General features: G+C 75.2%; 18 protein-coding genes and 2 pseudogenes. 10 read left to right on the top strand and 10 right to left on the bottom strand.

What is annotated here, in order from left to right:
• Positions 1-88: 88 nt before the first annotated feature.
• The gene (locus tag HC251_RS00675) at positions 89-739 is read left to right on the top strand and encodes a TetR/AcrR family transcriptional regulator (protein WP_219943406.1); all 651 of its coding nucleotides are present in this window, start codon (positions 89-91) and stop codon (positions 737-739) included.
• A 29-nt stretch (positions 740-768) separates the two neighbouring features.
• Here HC251_RS00675 and HC251_RS25380 read toward each other — a convergent pair whose 3' ends face one another.
• From HC251_RS25380 to HC251_RS25370, 3 genes and pseudogenes are all read right to left on the bottom strand, one after another.
• Positions 769-2,559: a TIGR03767 family metallophosphoesterase gene (locus tag HC251_RS25380; RefSeq protein WP_255566782.1), complete on the bottom strand. Its 1,791-nt coding sequence runs from the start codon at positions 2,557-2,559 to the stop codon at positions 769-771.
• A gap of 77 nt (positions 2,560-2,636) precedes the next feature.
• Positions 2,637-3,071, bottom strand: a complete 435-nt coding sequence (locus HC251_RS25375; RefSeq protein WP_255566797.1) for a hypothetical protein — start codon at positions 3,069-3,071, stop codon at positions 2,637-2,639.
• Between the two features lie 241 nt (positions 3,072-3,312).
• Positions 3,313-3,672 (bottom strand): annotated as a pseudogene (locus HC251_RS25370) (VOC family protein); the annotation flags it as partial.
• Positions 3,673-3,793: 121 nt separating this feature from the next.
• On the opposite strand from HC251_RS25370, the gene HC251_RS00665 reads away from it, so the two are divergent.
• Positions 3,794-4,294, top strand: a complete 501-nt coding sequence (locus tag HC251_RS00665) for a nuclear transport factor 2 family protein (RefSeq protein ID WP_219943404.1) — start codon at positions 3,794-3,796, stop codon at positions 4,292-4,294.
• Between the two features lie 186 nt (positions 4,295-4,480).
• On the opposite strand, the gene HC251_RS00660 is transcribed toward HC251_RS00665, so the two are convergent.
• Positions 4,481-6,358, bottom strand: a complete 1,878-nt coding sequence (locus HC251_RS00660; RefSeq protein ID WP_219945580.1) for an ABC transporter ATP-binding protein — start codon at positions 6,356-6,358, stop codon at positions 4,481-4,483.
• A 113-nt stretch (positions 6,359-6,471) separates the two neighbouring features.
• On the bottom strand, positions 6,472-6,912 hold the full coding sequence (gene soxR, locus HC251_RS00655) for a redox-sensitive transcriptional activator SoxR (RefSeq protein ID WP_219943403.1): 441 nt from the start codon (positions 6,910-6,912) through the stop codon (positions 6,472-6,474).
• A 67-nt stretch (positions 6,913-6,979) separates the two neighbouring features.
• Here soxR and HC251_RS00650 point away from each other — a divergent pair.
• Positions 6,980-7,554 (top strand): annotated as a pseudogene (locus HC251_RS00650) (NADPH-dependent FMN reductase).
• Positions 7,555-7,634: 80 nt separating this feature from the next.
• Here the strand turns inward: HC251_RS00650 and HC251_RS00640 are convergent.
• The gene (locus HC251_RS00640; protein ID WP_219943400.1) at positions 7,635-8,552 is read right to left on the bottom strand and encodes a hypothetical protein; all 918 of its coding nucleotides are present in this window, start codon (positions 8,550-8,552) and stop codon (positions 7,635-7,637) included.
• A gap of 173 nt (positions 8,553-8,725) precedes the next feature.
• On the opposite strand from HC251_RS00640, the gene HC251_RS00635 reads away from it, so the two are divergent.
• The 6 genes from HC251_RS00635 to HC251_RS00610 all read left to right on the top strand — a co-directional run bounded on the left by HC251_RS00635 (position 8,726) and on the right by HC251_RS00610 (position 13,674).
• Positions 8,726-9,211 (top strand): RNA polymerase sigma factor, encoded by a 486-nt coding sequence (locus tag HC251_RS00635; RefSeq protein ID WP_219943399.1) that lies wholly within the window; start codon positions 8,726-8,728, stop codon positions 9,209-9,211.
• Complete coding sequence (locus tag HC251_RS00630; protein WP_255566781.1) at positions 9,211-9,813, top strand: methylated-DNA--[protein]-cysteine S-methyltransferase; 603 nt, start codon at positions 9,211-9,213, stop codon at positions 9,811-9,813. Before HC251_RS00635 ends, HC251_RS00630 begins: the two co-directional genes overlap by 1 nt.
• The gene (locus tag HC251_RS00625; RefSeq protein WP_219943397.1) at positions 9,810-10,541 is read left to right on the top strand and encodes a 2OG-Fe(II) oxygenase; all 732 of its coding nucleotides are present in this window, start codon (positions 9,810-9,812) and stop codon (positions 10,539-10,541) included. Before HC251_RS00630 ends, HC251_RS00625 begins: the two co-directional genes overlap by 4 nt.
• 103 nt (positions 10,542-10,644) lie before the next feature.
• The gene (locus HC251_RS00620) at positions 10,645-11,475 is read left to right on the top strand and encodes a thioesterase family protein (RefSeq protein WP_219943396.1); all 831 of its coding nucleotides are present in this window, start codon (positions 10,645-10,647) and stop codon (positions 11,473-11,475) included.
• A gap of 28 nt (positions 11,476-11,503) precedes the next feature.
• Complete coding sequence (locus HC251_RS00615) at positions 11,504-12,016, top strand: helix-turn-helix domain-containing protein (RefSeq protein WP_219943395.1); 513 nt, start codon at positions 11,504-11,506, stop codon at positions 12,014-12,016.
• 68 nt (positions 12,017-12,084) lie between these two features.
• A complete protein-coding gene (locus HC251_RS00610) occupies positions 12,085-13,674 on the top strand; it encodes a GGDEF domain-containing protein (RefSeq protein ID WP_219943394.1) in 1,590 nt (529 codons plus the stop codon).
• Positions 13,675-13,680: 6 nt separating this feature from the next.
• On the opposite strand, the gene HC251_RS00605 is transcribed toward HC251_RS00610, so the two are convergent.
• Positions 13,681-13,851, bottom strand: a complete 171-nt coding sequence (locus HC251_RS00605; protein WP_219943393.1) for a hypothetical protein — start codon at positions 13,849-13,851, stop codon at positions 13,681-13,683.
• Entirely contained in the window at positions 13,848-14,138 is a 291-nt protein-coding gene (locus HC251_RS00600; RefSeq protein ID WP_219943392.1) for a hypothetical protein, read from the bottom strand. Before HC251_RS00600 ends, HC251_RS00605 begins: the two co-directional genes overlap by 4 nt.
• 20 nt (positions 14,139-14,158) lie before the next feature.
• Between HC251_RS00600 and HC251_RS00595 the strand changes: the two genes are divergently transcribed.
• Positions 14,159-15,133 (top strand): VC_2705 family sodium/solute symporter, encoded by a 975-nt coding sequence (locus HC251_RS00595; protein WP_219943391.1) that lies wholly within the window; start codon positions 14,159-14,161, stop codon positions 15,131-15,133.
• Positions 15,134-15,207: 74 nt separating this feature from the next.
• Here HC251_RS00595 and HC251_RS00590 read toward each other — a convergent pair whose 3' ends face one another.
• Together HC251_RS00590 and HC251_RS00585 are read right to left on the bottom strand one after the other, a co-directional pair.
• Entirely contained in the window at positions 15,208-16,461 is a 1,254-nt protein-coding gene (locus HC251_RS00590; protein ID WP_219943390.1) for a glycosyltransferase family 39 protein, read from the bottom strand.
• Positions 16,462-16,475: 14 nt separating this feature from the next.
• Positions 16,476-17,261 (bottom strand): hypothetical protein, encoded by a 786-nt coding sequence (locus HC251_RS00585; RefSeq protein ID WP_219943389.1) that lies wholly within the window; start codon positions 17,259-17,261, stop codon positions 16,476-16,478.
• Positions 17,262-17,829: the final 568 nt, after the last annotated feature.

Genomic DNA, 17,829 nt, shown 5'->3' with positions numbered 1-17,829 from the left:
ACCATCGCCGGATCGGGCCGACCCGTGACCGCACCCCGCTGACGCTCCGGGGCATGGGCGTCCCCCACTTGTGGGTACCGTCCTCACCATGTCGTCACCGACCGACAGCCGGGAGACGCCGGGACGGCCCCCCCGGGAGGAGACGAGGCAGCGCCTGCTCGACGCCGCCTACCAGACCTTCTGCGAGGTCGGGTTCCAGGCCACCACCATCGAGGAGGTCTGCCGGCGCGCCGGGTTCACGCGGGGCGCGTTCTACAGCAACTTCACCAGCCTCGACGAGCTCCTGCTGGCCCTGTGGGAGCGCACCATCGACGTCACCGTCGGGCTCATCCGGGAACAGGTCGCCACCGTGGACCGGGAGGGGCGCCCGTTCGAGCAGGCCATCGAGTCGCTCATCGCCATGCGGGCCCCGGACCGGGCCTGGTTCGTGCTGAGCACCGAGTTCCTCCTCCACTCGCTGCGCACACCCGGTCTGCAGGAGCGGGTCGAGCAGCACCGGGCCCGGTTCCGCGAGGAGCTCCGGCGCGGCGTGGCCGAGCTGCTGGCCGCCCAAGGGCGCCGCCCGCCCCCGGGCATCGACGTCGACACCTTCACCCAGCTGCTGATCGCCGGGCACCTCGGGTGCCAGCACGTGAACGCCACCGGGACCGGTGACACCGAGCTCCCCGTGGCCATGCTGCGGGCCCTGGTGGCCGGGTGCGAGGTGGTGGACGACCCGGTCGACCTGACCGAGGGCTGATCGGCGCCCCGCCGCGGCGCAGGCGTCGGTCAGGCCAGCGGGAACGGCAGCGGGACCACGAGCTCGACGTTGCGGTCCTCGACCGCACCCAGCCCGAACAGCGGGTCGACCCACTGGTCGTCGTTGGCCGACAGCTCGCGGCTGAGCGACGCCAGCTCGACCGGGTCCCACCGGCCGTCGCGCCGGTGCGCCACCCGGGGCGGGCCGTGGTGGTCGAGGACCGTGGCGACGATCGAGAGGGTGTCGTCGCCGTTGGCGAAGATCTCGACCGTGCGGGCCTGCTGGCCGAAGTCGATGCCGCTGGCCGTGTTGAGCTCCCACCAGCCCCCGCCCTCGGCGCGGCGGTGGGCCTGCACGGTGTGGCGGTGGGTGTGGCCGTTCGCCCAGAGGACGACGTTGGGGAAGCGGTCGAGCAGGGCGACCAGGTCCGGGCCGAGCGCCCGGGGGCCGGGGTCGGCCTCGTCCTCCACGCCGTTGGTCATCGTCCAGGTGGAGTGGTGGCTGAGCAGGACGACCAGGCGGTCGGGGCCGGCCCCCTCGACCCACCGGCCCCGCTCGTCGCGCCAGCGCCGGTGGCACCGCTGGAGCTGGTCGGTGAGCCAGGCCAGCTGGGCCGGCCCGATCCCGCCACCGTCGCCGTGGGTGTGGTTGCAGGTGTCGAGCCCGATGACCTGCAGGTGCGGCCCCTCCCACCGGGACCACCACGTCGTGCCGTCGAGGACGTTGCCCTCGGTGAAGCCGTGCCCCACCGGGCCCGGGCCGGCGGCGTCGGCCGGGTCGGTGGCCAGGAGGGCGGCCACGTAGGCGTCGGCGGCGACGGGCCGGCGGGCGTCGGGGTCGGGCGTGACGTCTTGGACCCAGCGGCCCCGGGCGGCCCGCTCCCAGCGGGCCGGGTCGCCCTTCGACGCCGTCGCCACCGCCAGCGCCCGCGTGAGGCCGGCGGCGCCCACCGGCTTGCGCCCGGTCGCCTCGAGCATGGCGCCGACCAGGTCGAGGCGGGCGCCCCGGTTGGGGCCGAACGTGCCCTGGAACAGCACGTCGTGGTTGCCGAAGACGGTCAGCCACGGCACCGCCAGCCCGGCCGGGGTGAACGGGGCCACGGCGGCGTCGAGCACCCCGGGCAGGCGGGGGAAGCCGGCGCGGGAGCGACGGTCCCACCCGGCGCGGTCGGGGTGCCACGCCCCCCGCCAGCCCGACCGCTGCACGCCCTCGTAGCGGCCGGGGGCACCGGTGTTCGGTGTGACCGGGCGCCCGTCGAGGACGTCGATGAACCACCGCAGCTCCGCCGCGCCACGGTTGTCGACGTTGTCGCCCGTCTGGACGCACCAGGCCATCGGCGCCCCGCTCAGCGGGCTGGTGGCGACGGCGTTGGTGGCCACCACGAGCTGGTCGAGCACCTGGGTGGTCAGCGTCTCCTGGGGGCGGTGCCCGCCGTCGGAGCCGGGGTTGGCCCAGCCGAAGGCATCGCCCGCCTCCAGCCGGGACGGCGACTGGGCGTCGCACACGTGGACGTCGGTGTGGTGGGCGACGTAGAGCAGCGAGGTGCGGGTCCGAGCCCGGTCGGCGGCGGGTCGGGCCAGCTCGTCGCGCACGACGTGGGGCTCGCCCGGCGCCCAGTCGAGCCGACGGTACCCGGTGCCGGCCACGGGCCGGATGGTCGCGTCGAGCGTGGTGAGGGCGCCCTCGTCCCGGGGGGCGCTGGGGTGGCGGGGCTGCGGTGGCGACAGCCCGGCGCGGCGGGCGGCGCTGGCCATCTGCCGGGAGCGCCGGACCCGGCCCGGCAGCCCGCGCAGCGGGCTGTCGTGCTCGTGGGCCGGCATGCGGTCATGGTGGCATGCGCCCCGGCCGGGCCGGGCCGGGGTGCGCCGACGGCCGCGGCGGGCGGTGGCGCCGAGGGTCAGAGGCGACGGGCGATGAGCCCGCCGAGCAGCACGGCGACCGCGACCACGACGACGACCAGCCCCAGACCGCTCCCACCACCATCGCCGTCGGGTGCGCCCGCTGCCGAGGTGGGGGCGGCGGTGATGGCCTCGTCGCCGGGGCCGGTCGCGTCGTCGGCGGTGCCGTCGGGGCGGTCGGGATCGGGGCGGTCGGGATCGGGGCGGTCGGGATCGGGGCGGTCGGATGCCCCGGCGTCGCCCGGAGAGTCGGTGTCGGACCCACCCGCCACCACCACACCGCTGGCGCCGGCGCCGGGGGGGTAGGCGGGGCCGGCCTCGGTGGCGCTGGCGGGGCCTGCCATCAGGGCCAGGGCCAGGAGGCCGCCGACGAGACCCACGAGGGCGGCCCGGCGGGCCGGGCGGGGGGCGGGGTGGGCGGGGCGAGCGACCATGCCCCCATCGTAGTTCACTGTGCGTGGTCTTGTCTCGGGTCTCGACACGCATCGTGCGCGACGGGTCGGACCGACCCGACCAGCGGCCGACCGGGACCGGCGTGGAGACGCCCACGCCGCCGAGGGTGTCGGCGCCGAAGCGGGCGATCTCGCGCGCCAGGTCCAGCGGCCGGGGCCGGATGTCGACCTCCCCCACCTCGGCCAGGCGGTCGGCGGGCACGAGCCAGGAGACCTCGAGCTCGATGCCGTCGGGGTCCTGGGCGTACAGGGCCTTGGTCGTGCCGTGGTCGGAGGCGCCGACGAGGGCCCCCTCGGCCCGGAGGAGCCCCTCGATCCGGGCCAGCTCGGCCAGGGTGTCGACCTCCCAGGCCAGGTGGTACAGGCCCACGGTGGTGCGCCCGGCGCCCGAGGGCCCGGCCCCCTCGCCGACCTGGAACAGCCCCAGGTCGTGGTCGTTGGTCGAGCCCGGGGCCTGGAGGAACAGGGCCCGGCCGGGGATCTCCACGACGGTGCGGAACCCGAGCACGTCGCGGTAGAGGTGGGCGGTGCGCTCGACGTCGCGCACGTAGAGGACGGCGTGGTTGAGGCGCTGGATGGGCATCGGATGCTCCCTTCGGGACCCGCCGGCGGGTCCGCTCGGCCATTGTACTTGCACGCGCAACAAGACCACCGGGAGGCACCTCCCCAGCGCGAGCCGGCGCGGCGCGGTAGAACCTGTTCTCGTGAGCTACCCCCCCGACGAGGTCCGAGCCGCGGTCGACGCCTACGTGGCCACCCGCGAGCGCATCGAGGACGGGGACGGCACCTGGGCCGACCTGGCCGCCCACTTCACCGACGACGCCGTGTTCATCGACCCGGCGTGGGGGCGGGTCGAGGGGCTCGACGCCATGCGGGAGACCGTCTTCGGCGACGCCATGGACGGGCTCGAGGACTGGCGGTTCCCCATCGACTTCGTGATGGTCCAGGACGACACCGTCGTGGTGAAGTGGCGCCAGCTGATCCCCGGCCCCGACGGCACCACCCACGCCCAGTCGGGCGTGTCGACCCTCGTCTACGGCGGCGACGGGCGGTTCCGCTACGAGGAGGACCTGCTCAACATGGTCCACGTGATGGAGGGGATCGCGGCGAGCGGCTGGCGGCCCCCGGCCGGCGGCACCGCCCACATCCCCCCGAAGCACGTCGACCGCGACTTCTCCATCCCCGAAGCCAGGTCGCTGACCTGATCGCCGTGTGAGCGTCGGGGGGGCGGGCCCCTTCCGGCCGAAGCGGCTGCGCCGCCGGCACGATCCGACGCAGGCCGGGTGGAGGGGCTGCCGCCAGGCCCACCGCGGGCGTCGTCCGCCGGACGAGGCACCGGGCTGGGAACCCACCGACGGCTGCGAGGACCCGCACCTTGCGGAGCTCCGGTGTCAGGCGGCGGTCTCCTGGTCGGGCTCGGGCTCCGGCGCCGGCTCGCCGGCGTCGCGCTGGGTCCGGTACAGCTCGGCGTAGCGGCCGCCGCGGGCGAGGAGCTGGAGGTGCGGGCCCTGCTCGACGGCCCGCCCGTCCTCGATGACGGCGATGGCGTCGGCCTGGCGGATCGTCGAGAGGCGGTGGGCCACGACGATGGCGGTCCGCCCGGCCAGGGCGTCGGCCAGCGCCTCCTGGACGGCGACCTCCGAGGTGGAGTCGAGGCTGGCGGTGGCCTCGTCGAGGAGCACCACCCGGGGCTGGGCCAGCAGGATGCGGGCGATGGTGAGGCGCTGGCGCTCGCCGCCCGAGAACCGGTAGCCCCGCTCACCGACCACGGTGTCGAGCCCGTCGGGCAGGCTCCGCACCAGCGGCCCGAGCCGGGCCTGCTCCAGGGCCGCCCAGATCTCGTCGTCGGTGGCCTCGGGGCGGGCCAGCAGCATGTTCTCCCGCACGGTGTCGTGGAACATGTGGCCGTCCTGGGTGACCAGGCCGACGGCCTGGCGCAGCGACCGTGCGGTCAGGTCGCGGACGTCGACGCCCCCGATGCGGACCGCACCCGAGTCGACGTCGTAGAGCCGGGGCACGAGCGAGGCGATGGTCGACTTGCCGCTGCCCGAGGTGCCGACGAGGGCCAAGACCTGGCCCGGGTCGACGCGCAGCGAGACGCCGTGGAGGACCTCGTCGCCGCCCCGGGTGTCGAGCACGGCGACCTCCTCCAGCGAGGCCAGGGAGACCTTGTCGGCCGCCGGATAGGCGAAGCGGACGTCGTCGATCTCGACGGTGAGGGGGCCGTCGGGCAGGTCGACGGCGTCGGGCCTCTCGGCGATCAGGGGGGCGAGGTCGAGGACCTCGAAGACCCGCTCGAAGCTGACGAGGGCGCTCATGGCGTCGACCCGGGCGTTGGCCAGGGCGGTCAGCGGGGCGTAGAGCCGGGTGAGGAGCAGGGCGAGGGTGACGACGGTGCCCGCCTCCAGCCGCCCCTCCAGGGCCAGCCAGCCCCCGAGCCCGTAGACGAGGGCCAGGGCGAGGGCTGACACCAGGGCCAGGGCGGTCAGGAAGGCGTACTGGCCGAGTGCGGTGCGGACCCCGATCTGGGCCACCCGCTCGGCCCGGGCCTCGAAGGCGGCGGCCTCGCGCTCGGGCCGGCCGAACAGCTTGACGAGGGTGGCGCCCGGGGCCGAGAAGCGCTCGGTCATCTGGGTCGTCATGGCCGAGTTGTGGGTGGCCGCCTCCCGCTCGAGGTGGGCCAGGCGGGCGCCCATCCGGCGGGCCGGGAGCAGGAACGCCGGCAGGAGCAGCAGGGCCAGCAGGGTGATCGCCCACGACAGGCGGAGCATCACGGCGACGGTGAGCACCAGGGCGATGGCGTTGCTCACCAGCCCGGACAGGATCGAGGTGAAGGCCCGCTGGGCACCGATGACGTCGTTGTCCAGCCGGCTGACGAGAGCCCCGGTGCGGGTCCGCGTGAAGAAGGCCAGCGGCATGCGCTGCACGTGGGAGTACACGGCGCGGCGCAGGTCGAGGATGAGGCCCTCGCCGATGCGGGCCGAGTACCACCGCTCGGCCAGGCCGACGACGGCCTCGGCCACCGCCACCAGGGCGATGACCACGGCGAGCAGCACCACCCGACCGGCGCGCCCGTCGGCGGCGACGATCTCGTCGACCACCCACCCGGCGAGGACGGGCGTCGCCACCGTGAGGAGGGCGATGACCGAGCTCAGCAGGAGGAAGGCGGCCAGGCTGCGCCGGTGGGGGCGGGCGAAGGCGGCGACGCGCCGCAGCGTCCGGCGGTCCAGACGCCGCCGCCCCGGCTCGTCGCGCATGGCGCTGCGCATCGCCTCCCAGTGCCCGAAGTCCATCTGCATGGGCGGCATGCTGGAGCCTCGACCTCACTTGAGGTCAAGAGGCGTCGAGGCGGATGGCGAGGACGTGGCCCCGACGACGACAGTCAGTCGGCGTCGAGGACGAACCGGGGCCCGGGGCCGGCGAGGGCGGCCTTGTCGCCCGGGTTCATCAGCTTGCACACGCCGAGCGAGAGGCAGCCGCAGCCGATGCAGGCGTCGAGGCGGTCGCGGAGGCGCTCGAGGATGCCGATCTGGGCGTCGAGCCGGGGCCGCCAGGCGGCGGACAGCTTCTCCCAGTCCTTGGTGGTCGGGGTGCGGTTGTCGGGCAGCGAGTCGAGGGCGGCCCGGATCTCCTCCAGCGTCAGCCCCACCTGCTGGGCGACGCGGATGAACGACACCCGGCGGATGACCTCCCGGTGGTACCGGCGCTGGTTGCCGCTGGTCCGGTCCGAGTGGATGAGCCCCTCGGCCTCGTAGAAGCGGAGCGCCGTCGGGGCGACGCCCGTGCGCTCGCTGACGGCACCGATGGACAGGTCGTGCTCCACGCCGCCAGCCTAGCCCTCCCGAACGGACCTTGACCTCAGGTGAGGTTGAGTTCCTACGGTCCCCTCCATGCGCCCCACCGACCGTCCCCTCTCCGTCGCCGTGATCATCGGGAGCACCCGCGAGGGCCGCTTCGGCCCCGTCGTGGGCCGCTGGATCGCCGAGCGGGCCGCGGCCCGCCCCGACCTCGACGTCACCGTCCTCGACGTGGCCGCCGCCGCCCTGCCGGCGGTGATGCCGGCCGGCGCCCACCCCGCCGTCGACGGCTGGGCCGGGCAGATCGGGGCGGCCGACGCCTTCATCGTGGTGACCCCCGAGTACAACCACAGCGTGCCGGCCTCGCTCAAGCAGGCCATCGACCTGGTGGGCCCCGAGTGGCGGGCCAAGCCGGTGGCGGTGGTCTCCTACGGCGGGGTCTCCGGCGGCTGCGGGCCACCGAGCACCTGCGCCTGATCTTCGCCGAGCTCCACGCCCCCGCCATCCGGGACACGGTCAGCTTCCCCGGCGCCGCCGCCGCCTTCGGTCCCGACGGCCGGCCCCACGACCGGGCCGGCACCGACGCCGCCGCTGCCGTCCTCCTCGACCAGCTGACCTGGTGGGGCCTCGCCCTCCGAGACGCCCGGTCGGCCCGCGCCCTCGTCTGATCGCTGGCGGCCCCGTGCCGGTGCGGGTCGGCCCGGCCGACCTGCGCCCCGCCCGGGCGGGACGGCGGGGCGCCGAGGGGTCAGCGGCGGCGGCGCCGAACGGCCGAGGCCGGGCCGCCGATCCGGTCGAGGGCAGCGCGGGCGGTGGCGTGGCGCTCCTCGGCGGCGGCGAGGTCCGCCTCGGCCTGTTCCTGCGCCTGGCGGGCCTCACCGACCCGCGCCTCGAGCCGGGCCAGCTGCTCCTCGAGCTCGGCCCGGGCGGTGGTGGCCGCGTCGCGGGCCGAGGCCGCCTCGGCCACCTCGTCCTCGGTGGCGGCGACGGCTTCCTCGGCCACCCGCCGGGCCTCGGCCTCAGCCTCGGCCTCCTCGGCCCGGCGCTCGGCCTCGGCCCGGGCCTCGGCGTCGGCGTCGGCGTCGGCGTCGGCGTCGGCGTCGTCCGCCGGGGCGGCCTTCCCCCGCGCCGCCTTGGTCGCGGCCTTCGACGCCGCCTTGGTGGCCGCTGCCTTCTTGGCCCGCCGGGGGGCGAGCTCGTCGGCGGGGGCGTCCTCCTCGTCGTCGCCGGGGAGGCCGAGGAGCCGGCCATCGGTCCACGCCTCGCGGGCGTCGGGGTCGGCCAGCACCTCGCGCAGGGCCAGCCCGACCTCGAGCCGGTCGACGGCCCCCTCGATCTCGTCGGCCAGCTCGGCGACCCGGCCGACGACGTCGCGGAACTGCTTGAGGAGGGGGCGGACCGCTCCGCCGCCGGCCTGGGCCGCCTCGAGGTCCTCGGCCACCTCGGCGGCGGCGCCGGCCACGTCGGGGTGGCGTCGGGCCAGCTCTCCGACGATCCACACCAGGCGCACGGGCTTGCGCAGCTTGGCCACGGCGGCGGCCTCGTCCTTGCGGCCCTCGGCCTTGAGCTCCTTCACCCGCGCCGTGCGGGCGGGCACGAACTCCTCGGGCGGGACGGCGAGCAGGGCCCTGACCTCGTCGGCAGCGATGTCGTCGGCGGGGGCCACGCCTCCAGCCTGGCCGCGATGATGGGGCGATGCCCGACGTCGACCGCCTCGGGCGCTGACCGATGCCCCGCACCACGGAAGGTGCCTGGCACCATGCGTGGCGCGCCACGGATGGTGCCAGGCACCTTCCGTGTGGCACCTCACGTCCCGGGGCTCCGGGGCGTTGACCTGAGGTGAGCCTGCCCCCGTTCGACCAGGTCGTCGCCGAGCACGGCGACGTGGTGCTGCGGGTCTGCCGCGCCATCCTCGGACCCCACGACGCCGACGACGCCTGGAGCGAGACGTTCCTGTCCGCCCTCCGGGCCTACCCCGACCTGCGGCCCGGCAGCGACGTCCGGGCCTGGCTGGTGACCATCGCCCACCGCAAGGCCATCGACGTCACCCGGGCCACCGCCCGCCGGGTCCCGGCCGGCCGACCCGCACCCGCGCCCACCACGACCCTGGCCCCGTCGGCGGTCGACGCCGACACCGAGCTTTGGGACGCCCTCGCCGCCCTGCCGCCCAAGCAGCGCCAGGCGGTCGCCTACCACCACGTCGCCGGCCTCCCCTACGCCGAGGTCGCGGCCCTGATCGACAGCTCACCGGCCGCCGCCCGCCGGAGCGCGGCCGACGGCATCGCCCGCCTCCGCTCCACCTACCCGAAGAGGTCCCCCTCGTGATGACCGACCCCGCCCTCGCCGCCCTCGCCCCGACCCCCGCGGACCTCGGCCGCCTCCGCGACGCGCTGGCCGACCGGGCCGCCGCCGCCGAGCTGCTCGACGTCGCCCACCGCACCGTCGACAGCCCCCACGGCCCGCTGCTCGTGGCCGCCACCCCGGTCGGCGTGGTCCGCATCGCCTTCGCCGCCCAGGGCCACGACGCCGTGCTCGACCGACTGGCGGCCCAGATCAGCCCGCGGGTCCTCTCAGCCCCGGGCCGCCTCGACGACGCCGCCCGCCAGCTCGACGAGTACTTCGCCGGGCGGCGGCGGGTCTTCGACCTGCCGGTGGACCTCCGCCTCGCCCACGGCTTCCGGCGCCGGGTGCTCGACCACCTCCGGTCGGTGCCCTACGGCGGGACGGCGACCTACACCGACCTGGCCGCGGCCGCCGGCAGCCCCCGCGCCGTCCGGGCCGTCGGCAGTGCCTGCGCCACCAACCCCATCCCGATCGTGGTGCCGTGCCACCGGGTCGTGCGCACCGACGGCACCATCGGCCAGTACCTGGGCGGCACGACCATGAAGCGGGCGCTGCTGGCCATGGAGGAGGAGGCGGCGGCATGAGCCCGGACCTCGCCACCACGACACCTGCCGCCGAGGCCGTCGCCGGCGTCGACTGGGCCGCCGTCGGCGCCGAGCTCGACGACCTCGGCGGGGCCGACCTCGGCCCGCTGCTCGACCAGGCGGCCTGCGCCCGGGTGGCGGCCCTCGACGACGAGCCCCACCGGTTCCGCTCGACCGTCGACATGGCCCGGCACCGCTTCGGGCGGGGCCGCTACGGCTACTTCGCCCACCCGCTCCCCCCGGAGGTCGTCGCCCTGCGGGCCGCGCTCTGGCCGCACCTGCTGCCCCTCGCCCGGGAGTGGGCGGAGCGGCTGGGGCGGCCGGCGCCGTGGCCCGACGCCTTCGGCGACTGGCTGCACGCCTGCCAGGCGGCGGGCCAGACCCGGCCCACCCCGCTGCTCCTCACCTACGGGCCGGGCGACTGGAACGCCCTCCACCGGGATCTCTACGGCGATCTCGTCTTCCCCCTCCAGGTCGTCGTCGGGCTGGACCGCCCGGGCGTCGACTACACCGGCGGCGAGCTGGTCCTGGTCGAGCAGCGCCCCCGGGCCCAGTCCCGGGCCACCACCTTCCCCCTGCTCCAGGGGCACGGCGTGGTGGTGACCACCGAGCACCGCCCCCTCCGCACCGCCCGGGGGTGGTCGCGGGCCCCGGTGCGCCACGGGGTGAGCGTCGTCCGCTCGGGCCGGCGCCGGACCCTGGGCCTCCTGTTCCACGACGCCGCCTGATCCGCGCCGTGACGCATCCGCCTGGCCGCCCCGCCCCGGCGCCGGGTGGCCGCCGCCCGCAAGAGGGTTGCATGACACAACTTCGATGACGTATCGTTGCGTCATGCAACTCCAGCAGCAAGCCCCACCGACCACCCGGGTCGTGCCCCACGGGTGGCAGCCCGCCGTCACCGCCGGCGACCTCCTCGCCCAGCCCGCGCCCGTGGTCGTGCCCCGCGACTGGTGGTCGTGGGCCGGGGCCCACGGCGGGCTGCTCGTCGCCCTCGCCGCCGCCGACGCCGCGTCGGTCGCCCCGGAGGCGGCGCTGCGCTCGAGCACCGCCCAGCTGCTGCGGCCCGTGCGGGGGCCCCTCGTCCTGCGCTCGGCCCTCGTCCACGCCGGCCGCCGGATCACCACGGTCCGCACCGAGGGCACCGTCGACGGCCGGACGGCCCTCGTCGTCCACTCCACCTTCGGCGCTCCCAACGACGCCCGGACCGCCGGCGCCGACCCCCTCCCCGTGCCGCTCGTCCACCGGCCCGAGGACCTGGAGCCGTTCGTGCCCCCGGCCGAGCTCGTCCCCTTCGGCCGCCACGTCGACATCCGCCCGACCGACGGGGTCCTGCCCCTCACCGGCGGGCCGACCGCCCGCCTCTCGGCCTGGGTGCGGCTCCGCGAGGAGGACGGGGCCCCGGGCCCGCTCCGCACCACCGTGCTGGCCGACGCCCTCGCCCCCTCGCTGTACGCCACCCTCCGGGTCCCGACCGCGGTGCCGACCGTCGAGCTGGCCGTGCACCACCGGTCACCGGCGCCCGTCGACTCCGACGATCCGTGGCTCCTCGTGCGGGCCCGCACCGACTGGTCCGACGAGGGGTGGGTGTCCGAGGCGGTCGACCTCTGGGATCGGGCCGGCACCCACGTCGCCACCTCGCGCCAGCTGCGCCTCGTCTCGTGACGCAACTCCGGCCCCTAGCCTGTCCTCGATGAAGAGGGTCAGCTTCGACGGGATGTCGTGCTCGATCGCCCGGTCGCTCGAGACCATCGGCGAGTGGTGGACGCCGCTCATCGTGCGCGAGGTGTTCTACGGGCGGCGCCGCTTCGACGAGATCCAGGGCGACCTCGGCATCTCGCGCAACATCCTCACCGACCGGCTGACCACCCTCGTCGACGAGGGGGTGCTGGAGCGGCGCAACATCGCCCAGTCCGGCACCCGGTGGGAGTACCACCTCACCGACAAGGGCCGGGACCTGTTCCCCGTGCTGGTCGCCCTGATGCAGTGGGGCGACCGGTGGGCCGTCGGCGACAAGGGCCCGCCGGTGATCATCGAGCACCGGGCCTGCGGCCACCCGGCCGACCCCGTGTACGTCTGCTCCCACTGCGGCGAGCAGCTCGACGACACCTCCCTCCGGGCCCACCGGGGTCCGGCGTGGGCCGACGACCCGCACCACCCCCTCGCTCCCATCGAGGCCCGACGGGGGGGTGCCCCGGCCAGCTGACCGGCCGGACCCTTCACAGGTGGCGCCGTCGTGCCGATGGGGCCGGGACCGCGACCGGAGGGGCCGAGGTGGACGCACCCGAAGACCGACCGCTGGAACCGCCAGCCCGAGAGGCCGTGCTCGCGGCGCTGCTCCGCCAGCACCCCCGCGCCCTGGTGTCGGCCATCGACGCCGAGGGCCTCTTCGTCGAGACACCCCCCGAGCTGGTCGAGCCCGACCGGCGCGTGGTCGCCGCCCGCTCCGCCCTCGAGCTGGTGGAGGCGTCCGACCGGCGGGCGATCATCGCCGCGTGGGATCGGGTCAAGGTCGACGGGGCGTCGGTCGCGTCCGTCCGCCTCGCCAACGGCGTCGACGCCCGCTACCACTTCGTCGACGTCCGCCACCGCCACGACGTGCTCGTCGGCGTGATCGTCGCCGACGGCGAGGCCGACGCCATCGCCGCCTTCGCCCAGCGGGACCCGGTCGTCCCCAAGACCGGCCGCACCGAGAAGGACGAGATGGCGATCATCGTCCACGTCGACGAGCGCGTGGGTCTGATGCTCGGCTACGAGCCCGACGCCCTCGTCGGCACCCGCTCGCTCGACCTGCTCCACCCCGACGACCAGGACCGGGCCGTCGACGCCTGGGTCGACATGCTCACCCGTCCCGGCGGCACGTCCCGCCTCCGCGCCCGCCACCGCCGGGCCGACGGCACCTGGCTGTGGATGGACCTCACCAACACCAACCTGCTCGCCGAGCAGGGGCGGGTCGTCACCGAGATGGTCGACATCTCCGACGAGATGGACGCCATCGAGCAGGTCCGCCAGCGCGAGCACCTCCTGCGCCGGCTCACCGAGGCCCTTCCGTCGGGCGTGCTGCACGTCGACGGCGACCGCCACGTGGTGCACGCCAACGCCCGCCTCCACGAGCTGCTCGGGGTGCCCGCCAACGACGAGGTCGAGCCGCTGCTCGCGACCCTCGTCGCCGGCGATCGGGCCGCGCTGCGCGTCCGCCTCGACGAGGTCCTCGAGACCGGCGTCGACGCCGACATCGAGGTGCGCGTCCAGCGCCCGGGGGAGATCGTCCGCCGCCACTGCACCGTCGCCCTGCGCGGCCTGAGCGACGCCGACGGCCGGCCCAGCGGCGCCGTGCTCGCCATCGCCGACGTCACCGACGAGCACCGGATGCGGGCCGAGCTCGAGCGCCGGGCCACCGTCGACGAGCTGACCGGCTGCCTCAACCGGTCCGCCGTCATCGACGCCCTCGACCGGGCCCTCGCCGACCACGCCCGGGGCTCCGCCGGGACCGCCGTCGCCTACTTCGACCTCGACGACTTCAAGCAGGTCAACGACACCCTCGGCCACCGGGCCGGCGACCACGTGCTGGCCGAGGTGGGCGAACGCCTCCGGCGGGCCTCCCGCCACGGCGACGTCGTGGGCCGCATCGGCGGCGACGAGTTCATCGCCGTCCTCACCGACGTGGCCGGGGCCGAGGAGGCCCGGACCGCGGCCCGACGCCTGGGCGCCACCTTGGCCCCCGGGGTCCAGGTGGCCGATGGCCCCACCCTCGACATGGCGTGGAGCGTGGGCGTGGCCTGGACCGACCGGCCCGACGCCGACGCCGACCGGCTGATCGCGTCGGCGGACCACCGGATGTACCTCAACAAGCGCACCGCCTGAGCGAGCTCACCCGTCGTCGTCGAGGAACCTCTCCCACGCCGCGTCCTGGCAGTCGGCGAAGGCGTGCACCACCGCGACGAGCGGAGCCAGGAGCATCCCCATGGCCGGCCGCTCTCCTCGACGGCGGGTCCCACCCAGGGTCGTCGGCCACGCCACCGCCCGGAGGGGCCGGCTCACGGCGTCCGCCGGTTGACGACGGTGCGCCCGTAGGACAGCTCGATGGTGGCCCGCGGTCGGCCGTCGGAGCCGACGACCACCGCGGTGGCGGTCACGGTGAGGGCCGCAGGGGTCTTGGCGAAGCCCCTGTCCCGCGCGAGCCATCGGCTCGTCCCTCCCGCCGTCGTGAACCAGATGTCGTCACGCTGGTCGCCGTCGAAGTCGGCCACCACGACCCCGTAGGTGCCGCGCACGGCGGGGAACGACCGCGTCGACCAGCTGCGCTGGCCGGGTCGGAAGACCCACATCGAGGTGGTGCCGCCACCGGATGCTGAACGTGTACCTGGTGACGGCGACCCTCATGGGGGGCACCGCCGGGCTGCCCCACGTGATCGTGCGCTTCTACACGGTCCGCCACGTGCGGGCCGCCCGCTGGTCGGCGGTGTGGGCCCTCACGTTCATCGGTCTGCTCTACCTCACCGCCCCGGCGGTGGGCGTGTTCGCCAAGTACAACGTCTTCGACACCATCGCCGACCGCGAGGTGGGCGCGCTGCCCACGTGGGTGGACAACTGGAGCGAGACGGGTCTGCTGACCATCGACGATCGCAACGGCGACGGCGTGGTCCAGTACACGCCCGACGAGGGCACCAACGAGCTCACCATCGACCAGGACATCATGGTGCTGGCCAACCCCGAGGTCGCCGGTCTGCCGGCACCGGTCGTCGGCCTGGTGGCGGCCGGTGGCCTGGCCGCCGCCCTTTCGACCGCCTCGGGCCTGCTCCTGGTGATCTCCTCGGCGATCAGCCACGACGTGTACTACAAGCGCTTCCGGCCCGACGCGACCGAGGTCCAGCGCCTGATGGTCGGGCGCATCGTCATGGCCGCCGCCGTGGTCGTCGCCGGCTACTTCGGGGTGAACCCGCCGGGCTTCGTGGCCCAGGTGGTGGCGCTGGCGTTCGGGTTGACCGCCGCCAGCTTCCCCGTGATCGTGCTCGGGATCTTCTGGAAGAAGGCCACCACCGCCGGGGCGGTGAGCGGGATGCTGGTCGGGCTGACCACGGCGGCCACCTACATGTGGTTCGTGATCTACGGCGGCATGGAGCCGTGGTTCGGCATCAGCGCCGCCGGGATCGGCGTGGTCTGCGGCACCCTCAACATGCTGGTGATCCTGGTGGTGTCGACGCTCACCGCCGACCCCGAGGACCACATCCAGGACATGGTCGAGAACATCCGCTACCCCGGAGCGGTCACCGTCGAGGACCGGGGGGCGGTCGACGAGCCGGTCCCCAGCGCCCGCGGCTGAGCAGACAGCCCGCGGTGGGCGGAGGGTGGGCCAGGCACCGCTGGCCCACCCTTCGTCGCGCCTCGGGCAGGCCCTCAGCGGAGGGCGCGGATCCCGTCGAGCAGGAGCGAGCCGAGCCCGGCAGCAACCGCGGCCGGGACGACCACGGCGGGGATCCGAGACCGTTCACCCAGCAGGGCGGTGTACCCGGATGCGGCGATGGCGACGATGGGCAGACCGACGGGGAGCAGGAACCGACCATGGGCGGTGAACGGCCACTGGGCCGCCATCGCGACCCAGGTCACGAAGAACGCGACGACGAGGACGATGGTCAGCACCTTGATCGCTCGCGTCAGCTGACGGGACGCGAGCGCGGCGACGACCCCGAGGACCGTGAGCACGGCGAGCACGCGCCAGATCGCGGCCGAGATCTTGTGGTAGCGCTGGAAGCGCAACCACATCCCCTCCCCGACCTCGTCGACCTCGGCCCCGCGGATGCGGATCAGCTCGGCGGTCGAGACGTCCTCGGTGAGGTGGCCGAGGAACGTCGACTCCCGGAGCTGCTCGTGCGTAGTGCTCGCGGTCACGTGGCGGTTGGCCTGCTCCTCGTACACCCACAGGTGGAACGGTGCGGACAGGACGAGGGCGACGGCGAGGGCGACGCCGAGCGGTCGCAGCCGAGGCCTCCATGGCTGGGCGGCGCGCGCCGCTCGCCACGCCAGGGCCAGCAGCGTCACAGCGCCGACGATGAGCGCGTTGTAGCGGACGTGCGCGCACAGGGCGATCGCCAACCCGCACAGGAGCCCGTCGACGACCTCGGCCCTCGGCCTCTGCAGCACGCGCGCCGAGACCGCCACGGCGACGGTCGCGGCGAGGACCGTCATCCCGTCGGTGGTGATGTAGGCGTGCATGTAGCGCAGCTGCGGCACCAGGTTGACGGCGACGGCGACGGCGAGGGCCAGGCGGGCCGAGGAGGTGCGCAGGACGCGCCGGACGAGGCTCCAGGTCGCCGCCAGCTGGGCCACGGCGATCGACCAGGCTCCGAACCTGACGACCACGCGGTCCGGGTGGGCTGCTCCCTCCAGGGGCCCGACGGCCTCGGCGACCCACCGAGCCGGGACGTAGGGGAGGTAGGCCACCGGCGAGTAGAGGTGGTAGGCGTGGCCCCGGTCCGCTCCGTACCGCGTGTCCTCCCACGTGAGCGGACGCCGTTCGTCGGCGACGACCTCCACCACGGTCAGGTGGGAGGTCTCGTCCGGGGCGTAGTCCAGCCGCCACGCCGTCACCGACGACAGCGCGACCAGCACCAGCGCGGCGGCGACGAAGAGCAGGAGGTCGCTCCGGCGCACCGCGGGGCATTCGATCACCGGTCGGCCACCCGGGTCACCGACCAGCCGTGGACGAGCAGGGTGGGCGTGCCGCTGTCGCCCAGGGGCCCGATGCCCAGGCGGGTGCCCGGCCCGGTCCCCTCGGGGATGACGAGCTCGACCACGAGGGGCTCCTCGACGACCCGACCCACCTGGCCACCGTCGGCGACGAGGTCCCCTCCTGCGGGCACGAGGACGACGACGATGGAGGTGGTCGCGTCATCGTCCTCGATGCCCACGTAGGCCTCGACCGCGACCTCGTACCGGCCCGGCGCCAGGTGGAGCTCTCGTTCCAGCGCGTCACCGGGTGGCACGGACGTGCTCGGCCGCAGGGGCGCGTAGCGATAGGGACGGGAGATCTCCTCCGAGACCGTGTCGCCCACCTCGAGCGGGACCGTCCCGGCCTCCTCCAGGTCGACCCGGTGCGCGACCAGGTCTCCCTCCCGATGCGACTCCACGACGAGGTCCGGCGCCGGTTCCCCGACCCTCGTGACCACCACCTCTGTCCGGGCGACGGCGTACTGCTGCGGGGGCGCGGCCGCGTCGATCAGGACCGGGACGACGCCGGACGCGAGCAGGGCCGGCACCGCGGCGCGCCGCTCCGGCGGCCACGCCACCCTCTCCGAGCCCCGGTCGGTCGCCCACGCCGCGATGGCCGCGGCGGCACCGTCGTCGCTGCGTTGGCGCACGACCACCACGACGGCGCCGGCCACGACCGCCACGATGGTCGTCGCCACCAGGATGTCGGCGGCACCGACGAGCACCCGGCGTCGCCGCGCCACCCGCGGCACCCTCCTGCCGGCGCCCGAACCGTCCAAGCGCACCAGTCAACCACGGAGCTGCGAGCCGTGGGCCTCGACGGGCGGGCACGGTCCCCGGCACGGCAGCCGCGAGGCCCTGTGACAAAGGGGGCGACACCCCGGCCCCCGGCCGTTGGGCACGGGGACCCTCCGAGCTGAACGCTCTGGTCTGGTGGGCGAGGGGGGACTTGCACTGCCTGAGGCGGCCTCGGGTCCGACCTGGCCTTTGAACGCGCGCGTCAGGTCGACCGGCGCGTCCGGCGTCGGTTCCTCACCACCGTCCAGGCTTGCGCCGTCGGGGCAACCATCGCTCTGCGACATCTGGCCGACGGTACGCCCGCCCCGGGACACCCCTTCGCCTCCAGAGGAACCAGAGCGCACGGCAGGCGTCGAGGTCCTCGGGCCGGGTGAATCAGCCAAGTGCGGCCCGGTCTTGCGTTGATGGAGTCGCTCGCCACCGGCGGACAGGTGGAGAGCAGGCATCACGGAAGGTGGATCGTGTGATTATGTGCTTGACAGCGGGGCGTATGGCCTCACATAATCAGGACTG

Origin of the sequence: Iamia sp. SCSIO 61187 (assembly GCF_019443745.1) — a bacterium.
In the GTDB taxonomy this organism is placed as follows: domain Bacteria; phylum Actinomycetota; class Acidimicrobiia; order Acidimicrobiales; family Iamiaceae; genus Iamia.
The sequence above is the reverse complement of the archived record's forward strand: the minus strand, read 5'-3'. Positions and strand labels throughout refer to the sequence as shown.